5 protein-coding genes are annotated in these 6,087 nt (G+C 32.3%); 3 read left to right on the forward strand and 2 right to left on the reverse strand.

Annotated features, from left to right (window positions below; genetic code table 11):
* Positions 1–57 precede the first annotated feature (57 nt).
* Together OEW74_RS17560 and OEW74_RS17565 are read left to right on the forward strand one after the other, a co-directional pair.
* Positions 58–2,592 (forward strand): phosphoenolpyruvate carboxylase, encoded by a 2,535-nt coding sequence (locus OEW74_RS17560; RefSeq protein ID WP_265429697.1) that lies wholly within the window; start codon positions 58–60, stop codon positions 2,590–2,592.
* A gap of 96 nt (positions 2,593–2,688) precedes the next feature.
* The gene (locus OEW74_RS17565) at positions 2,689–3,429 is read left to right on the forward strand and encodes a hypothetical protein (RefSeq protein WP_265429698.1); all 741 of its coding nucleotides are present in this window, start codon (positions 2,689–2,691) and stop codon (positions 3,427–3,429) included.
* Between the two features lie 41 nt (positions 3,430–3,470).
* Here the strand turns inward: OEW74_RS17565 and OEW74_RS17570 are convergent, their stop codons facing one another.
* Positions 3,471–4,358 carry a mechanosensitive ion channel family protein gene (locus OEW74_RS17570; RefSeq protein WP_265429699.1) on the reverse strand — a complete coding sequence of 296 codons (888 nt, stop codon included), beginning with the start codon at positions 4,356–4,358 and terminating at the stop codon, positions 3,471–3,473.
* Between the two features lie 93 nt (positions 4,359–4,451).
* Here OEW74_RS17570 and OEW74_RS17575 point away from each other — a divergent pair, with 93 nt between their 5' ends.
* Positions 4,452–5,087: a peroxiredoxin gene (locus tag OEW74_RS17575; protein WP_265429700.1), complete on the forward strand. Its 636-nt coding sequence runs from the start codon at positions 4,452–4,454 to the stop codon at positions 5,085–5,087.
* A gap of 104 nt (positions 5,088–5,191) precedes the next feature.
* Here the strand turns inward: OEW74_RS17575 and OEW74_RS17580 are convergent, their stop codons facing one another.
* Complete coding sequence (locus OEW74_RS17580; protein ID WP_265429701.1) at positions 5,192–5,782, reverse strand: hypothetical protein; 591 nt, start codon at positions 5,780–5,782, stop codon at positions 5,192–5,194.
* Between the last annotated feature and the right edge of the window lie 305 nt (positions 5,783–6,087).

Raw genomic sequence — 6,087 nt, forward strand, 5'->3', positions numbered from 1 at the left:
ATATTATTTTAAACCATTTTACTCGCAAATAAATTTAAAATCTATTACATTTGTTATATGATACACGACCAGCGCGCAGAAAAATTCAGGCAGATTGTAGAAAATAAGTTCCAAATCTACAATTCATTATTTATGAGCCTGCCTTATGATAAAATGACCAATATCGGGATGTTGCTTCCGTTTCTTTGTGAAGAAAGTAAAAACGGTTATGATGAAGGGAAAACTCCTGTAGAAATTGTTGAAGAATTCTTTAAAAATCATACTGATTTAGAAACTGAAGAGCAAAAGCTCGAATTGCTTTTTAAAATCATACAATATATTGAAAGACAGGTGGTTTTGTTTGATAGTATTGAAGATGCTGCTTTTCCAGGGCTGCATTCTGAAAGCGACAACGGAACGGTGACCAATCTTTATGAAAGATCTTTTCACGACCATAAGCTTGAAAAAGTACGTGAAAAACTGAAAGATTTCACGGTTAAGGTTGTTTTTACAGCGCACCCTACTCAGTTTTATCCAAGTTCGGTACAACGTATCATTCATGATTTAAGAAAGGCAATTACCGATGATTCTATTACCAATATTGATACACTTTTGCAGCAACTAGGGAAAACACCTTTTGTAAATAAAGAAAAACCAACTCCGATTGATGAAGCATTGAGTATTATTCATTATTTACGATACGTGTATTATGATACAATTGGCGAATTATTTACGAAAATCAGAAAAACTTTTGATAACGGACATTTTAATCTGCATGAAGATATTATTCAATTAGGTTTTTGGCCGGGAGGTGATCGTGATGGAAATCCTTTTGTCACTGCACCTGTTACGAAAAGAGTTTCGGAAGAACTTCGTACCGCAATTCTGAAATCTTATTACGGGAATCTGAAGGATGTAAGAAGAAGGTTGAGCTTCAGAGGGGTATCTGAAATTTTAACGCAGCTAAGTAATGAACTTTACACTGCGATTTTTAGAAATGAAAAAATTACTACGGAAGATATTTTAAAAAGGCTGAACGATGTTGAAAAAATCTTAATCAACGAGCACAATTCTCTGTTTTTAGATTTGCTTCAGAATTTCAGAGACCGTGTGAAAATTTTCGGAACTCACTTTGCGACTTTAGATATTCGTCAGGATAGCAGAATTCACCAGAAAGTAATTGATGATGTGTATGCAAAACTTTTTGGAAATTCAGACGCTGATTATGTTGAAAAATTCAATAAACTGATTGAAGTTTCAGAAAAAATTGAAACGGAATCTTTTGATGAAATTGTTTCAGATACACTCGTAAATGTTGCTCAAATTAGAGAAATTCAGCAATCCAATGGTTTGCGTGGAATGAACCGATATATTATTTCTAATTCTGATGCGGTGAAAGATGTGATGAATGTATATGCATTTTTCAAAATTTCAGGATATAAAGATGAAGAAATTGATATGGATATTGTTCCGCTTTTTGAAACAATGGAAGGTCTTGCCAATGCTGAAAATGTGATGAATGAATTATATCAAAACCCGGTTTATCAGAAACATTTGGAAAGACGAGGAAACCAGCAAACGATTATGCTTGGTTTTTCAGACGGTACAAAAGACGGAGGTTATCTGAAAGCAAACTGGGAAATTTATAAGGCAAAAGAAGTTCTTACCAAACTTTCTGAAGAAAACGGAATTAAAGTAATTTTCTTCGACGGAAGAGGCGGACCTCCTGCAAGAGGTGGTGGAAAAACCCACGATTTCTACGCATCACAAGGAAAAACAATTGCCAATAACAAAATTGAATTAACGATTCAGGGACAAACCATTACAAGTATTTTCGGAAATAAAGAACAGGCAAAATACAACTTTGAACAGCTTTTGACAGCCGGAGTTGAGAATGATGTTTTCAAAAATTCTAAAAAAGATTTAACCGAAAAAGAGAGAGCCTTAATTATCGAATTGGCAGATATTAGCTATCAAAAATATTCAGATTTAAAGGCACATCCGATGTTTGTTCCGTATTTGCAGGAAATGAGTACGTTGGAATACTACGGTAAAACTAATATTGGAAGCCGCCCTTCAAAACGTGGTGGTGACAGCGAACTTAAATTTGAAGATTTAAGAGCAATTCCTTTTGTGGGATCTTGGTCGCAACTGAAGCAGAATGTTCCCGGATTTTTCGGGTTTGGTTTTGCGATGCAGCAAATGAAAGAACAGGGTAGATTTGAAGAAGTAATCGATTTATACAAAGGTTCAGACTTCTTTAAAACTTTAGTTTTAAACTCAATGATGAGTATGAACAAATCTTATTTCCCGTTAACGTATTACATTAAAAACAACCCGAAATTTGGTGAATTCTGGAATGTTTTATTTGCAGAATACAATCTTTCAAAAGATATTATGCTTGAATTAACGGGGTTTAAGCAGCTTCAGGAAGAAGATCCGTTGTCAAGAAAATCGGTGAAAATCAGAGAGAGAATTGTGCTTCCTTTGTTGAGCATTCAGCAATATGCTTTAATGAAAATTCAGAAAGGTGAAGGCAATAAAGAAGCTTACGAAAAATTGGTAACACGTTCTTTGTTTGGGAATATTAATGCAAGTAGAAATTCGGCTTAAAGAATTTTTAATATAATTTGAATTAAACGTATCGGATTTTCTGGTACGTTTATTTTTTTAGAAATTAGTTATTATTGTACCATAAATCAAATTGCAATGAAAAAAATAACTTTCTTAATCATCACTGTTTTTTTACTTAGTTTTCAACATAGCTGTAAAAAAGAAGAGAAGATAAATAAAAGTGAAGAACAAACTAAAACACAAACCAATGATACAATTAAAAATGATTCAGCTGTTGAAAATGAAATAACCAATAAACCCGAAGATTTTATTCCGAAAGGTTTTATACTTTTTGAAAAAACAGAAGGAGATTTAAATAATGATGGAGTTGCAGATTGTGTTTTAATGATTAAAGGAACCGATAAAAGTAAATTTGTTAATCATGAATTTCGTGGAGAGTTAGACCGCAATCGAAGAGGACTGATTATTCTTTTCAAAAAAGGAAATCAATATCATCAGGTTTTAAAAAATGAAACCTGTTTCTCATCCGAAAATGAAGATGGTGGCGTTTATTATGCTCCGGAATTGGACGTGTCTGTTGAGAAAGGAAAATTATTTGTGCATTATGCTCATGGAAGATATGGTTATTGGACGTACACTTTTCAATACAGAAATTCAGATTTCTATTTGATTGGATATGATTCCAGCGACAATCAGGGTCCTATGGTGCAGACAATTACAAGTATTAATTATTTAACGGGTAAACAACAGGTTAAGGATAATATTAACAAAGATAATCCCGATGCGGATGAAGTTTTTGAAGAAAGCTGGACAAATTTAGAATCAAAAAAACTGACAAAATTATCAGAGATTAAAGATTTTGATGATTTATTATAAATAGAAAACCTTCCGCATTTGGAAGGTTTTGTTTTGCTTTGCTATTCTGGTTTACTGTCAGAAATGCCCTGATCTGTAACCTGATTGACTAAATTGATGCTTGTCGGCGTAACCAAAGGAATATTGTCTGCATCGAGGCGTTTTTTTATCTTTTCTAAAGCTTCACTTTTGGTGTGAACCATATTTGATCCTGCAGCAATCCAGAATTTTGCCTGAAGATTGAAAATTCCTTGTTTTAAACTGGTGAAATTTACCTCAGCGGTTTCAAGTTTATCTATATTTTTTATATTTTTTATCACATCCAAAATCCCTTGTTGTGCTTTGCTTACATCTTCATCAGCAGGAATTTCAAAGTCTAAAATAATTCTCCTTTGCGGTGATGCTGTAATATTAGAAAAGGGTGCATTAAAAATTACCTGATTAGGAATGTATATTTTTTTTCCATCATCACTAATTATTTTTGTTGTTAATAAACCAATTTCTAAAACTGTTCCCGAATTGTCTTTAACGATAATATAATCTCCTACTTTGAATGCTTTATCAATCCCAATCAGCATTCCTGAGAAAATACTTGAAACTAAATCTTTCAGCGCAACACCGGCAATTACACCGGCAACCCCTAAACTACCAATAAACTTCCATAGAAACCCGCTGAATCCCATGATTTCAAGAGCAATAAATGATCCCATCATCATGATAATAAATCTGAAAACCCCAATGATTGTAATTACAGATCCTTCCTTTTTACTGTTGGGAAAAACCTTATACATGATTTTTACAGCAAGCTTACTTAAATATTTACTGGTAAATAGAAAGAATAAAAAAACTAAAATACCCACTACGAGCTTCGGTGTGAGCCTGGCAAATGCGATATACCAATTATCTAAAACTTTATACACTGTATCTAAATAGCTTAAGCCATATTCCATAATAATCTTTTAAATTTTAAAATATTTTTTAAGCAAAAATTTTGCCAGTAATAAAAAGTCTATTAAATTTGTAGACTAATAAAACAAAATATTATGTCAATCAAACTAGGAGATATCGCACCCAACTTTCAGGCAGACTCATCGTTAGGAAATATTGATTTTTACGAATACTTAGGAAATTCTTGGGGAATTTTGTTTTCGCATCCTGCAGATTTTACTCCGGTTTGTACTACAGAATTAGGTTTTACTTCAAAACTGCAGTCAGATTTTGAGAAAAAAAATACAAAAGTAATTGCATTGAGCGTAGATGGAGTAGAAGATCACAAAAAGTGGATTGATGATATTAACGAAACTCAAAATACGGAAGTGAGGTTTCCGATTATCGCAGACAAAGACAGAAAAGTTTCTGAGCAATATGATTTTATTCATCCGAATGCTTCTGCAACTGCAACAGTTCGCTCATTATTAATTATTGATCCTGAAAAGAAAGTAAGACTGATTATTACGTATCCTGCTTCTACAGGAAGAAACTTTAATGAAATCAACAGAGTTTTAGATTCTCTTCAGCTCGTAGATTCTCATAAAATTGCGACTCCGGTTAACTGGAATGATGGGGATGATGTGATTATTCCGCCATCAATTTCTACGGAAGATGCCAAAAATATTTTTCCTAAAGGAGTGACCGAAATAAAACCTTATTTACGATACACGCCGCAACCCAATAAATAGGCTTAGATTTTTTATTTATTATATATAGTTTAGTTTTAATTTGAAAAAGCGACTCAGAAATTTTCTAAGTCGCTTTTGTTGTTTATTATGATAATAGTTTATTCTTATCTTACATCGTTAGCAATAGCTTTTGCTTTTGAAGTAGGTAAATAAATACTGAAACCAACATTAAATGTAATGTTTGAGTTTAATCCTTCATTGCCGAATCCTGCTTGACCTTGATATTTTACCAATCCTTCAAGACCAATGTTTGGAGTGATAAAGTATGAATAACCAGGACCAACTCCGAAATCTAAACCGGTTGTTGAGTTACCACTTTCAACAGAAGATCCGCCGATACCTACGTTACCTTCAAAAAACCATCTACCGTGATTTAATAAATTATCAACTCCTTTTTCTCCCGGTGAAAGAAAATAACGACCTAAAGCACCCACTCCATAATCAAATCTTGTAGGGCTTCCGTTTGTTACTTTAGAAATTCCTAAGTTTACATAACCACCGACAGCCACGTTGTCTTCTACAAAGTATGCTCCTTTAGGTTGTAATGCAATGCTGTAACCTCCACCAGTATTTAAACCGAAATTACTTGAAAGTAAACTACTTCCTACCATCCAGTTACCTTTTTGAATTTGTGCATTTGCTGTAGTAGCTAATCCTGCGATAGCTAGTATTCCTGTAAAAATTAACTTTTTCATATTTATAATTTTAATATTAATGTTTATTATTTTGATAAAACATAAAATTCAATTAATGTGCCAAAATGCTTATTGCAAAAGGATTTAAATTTTTCTTTTAATTTTTTTTAACTAAAAATTATTTTTTTTTGTTGTTATAAATTAAGAATAATGTAATTGAGTTTGCGAAATATTTTAACATAAATAAGATATTAAAAGTAATTGATAATGTAATTTTTATTAAAGAAATAATAAAAATTACAAACAAGCTTATTTTTAAGATTAAGAGCCTGTTTAAAAAAGAATAATAAAAAAGAGTAAGGGCT

The sequence above is a fragment of the Chryseobacterium sp. YIM B08800 genome (genome assembly GCF_026163565.1).
In the GTDB taxonomy this organism is placed as follows: Bacteria; Bacteroidota; Bacteroidia; order Flavobacteriales; family Weeksellaceae; genus Chryseobacterium.

Bases quoted from the DNA above. Each gene is read 5' to 3' on its own strand.
- OEW74_RS17560 (WP_265429697.1), top strand. From the start codon at position 58: ATGATACACGACCAGCGCGCAGAAAAATTCAGGCAGATTGTAGAAAAT.
- OEW74_RS17565 (WP_265429698.1), top strand. From the start codon at position 2,689: ATGAAAAAAATAACTTTCTTAATCATCACTGTTTTTTTACTTAGTTTT.
- OEW74_RS17570 (WP_265429699.1), bottom strand. From the start codon at position 4,358: ATGGAATATGGCTTAAGCTATTTAGATACAGTGTATAAAGTTTTAGAT.
- OEW74_RS17575 (WP_265429700.1), top strand. From the start codon at position 4,452: ATGTCAATCAAACTAGGAGATATCGCACCCAACTTTCAGGCAGACTCA.
- OEW74_RS17580 (WP_265429701.1), bottom strand. From the start codon at position 5,782: ATGAAAAAGTTAATTTTTACAGGAATACTAGCTATCGCAGGATTAGCT.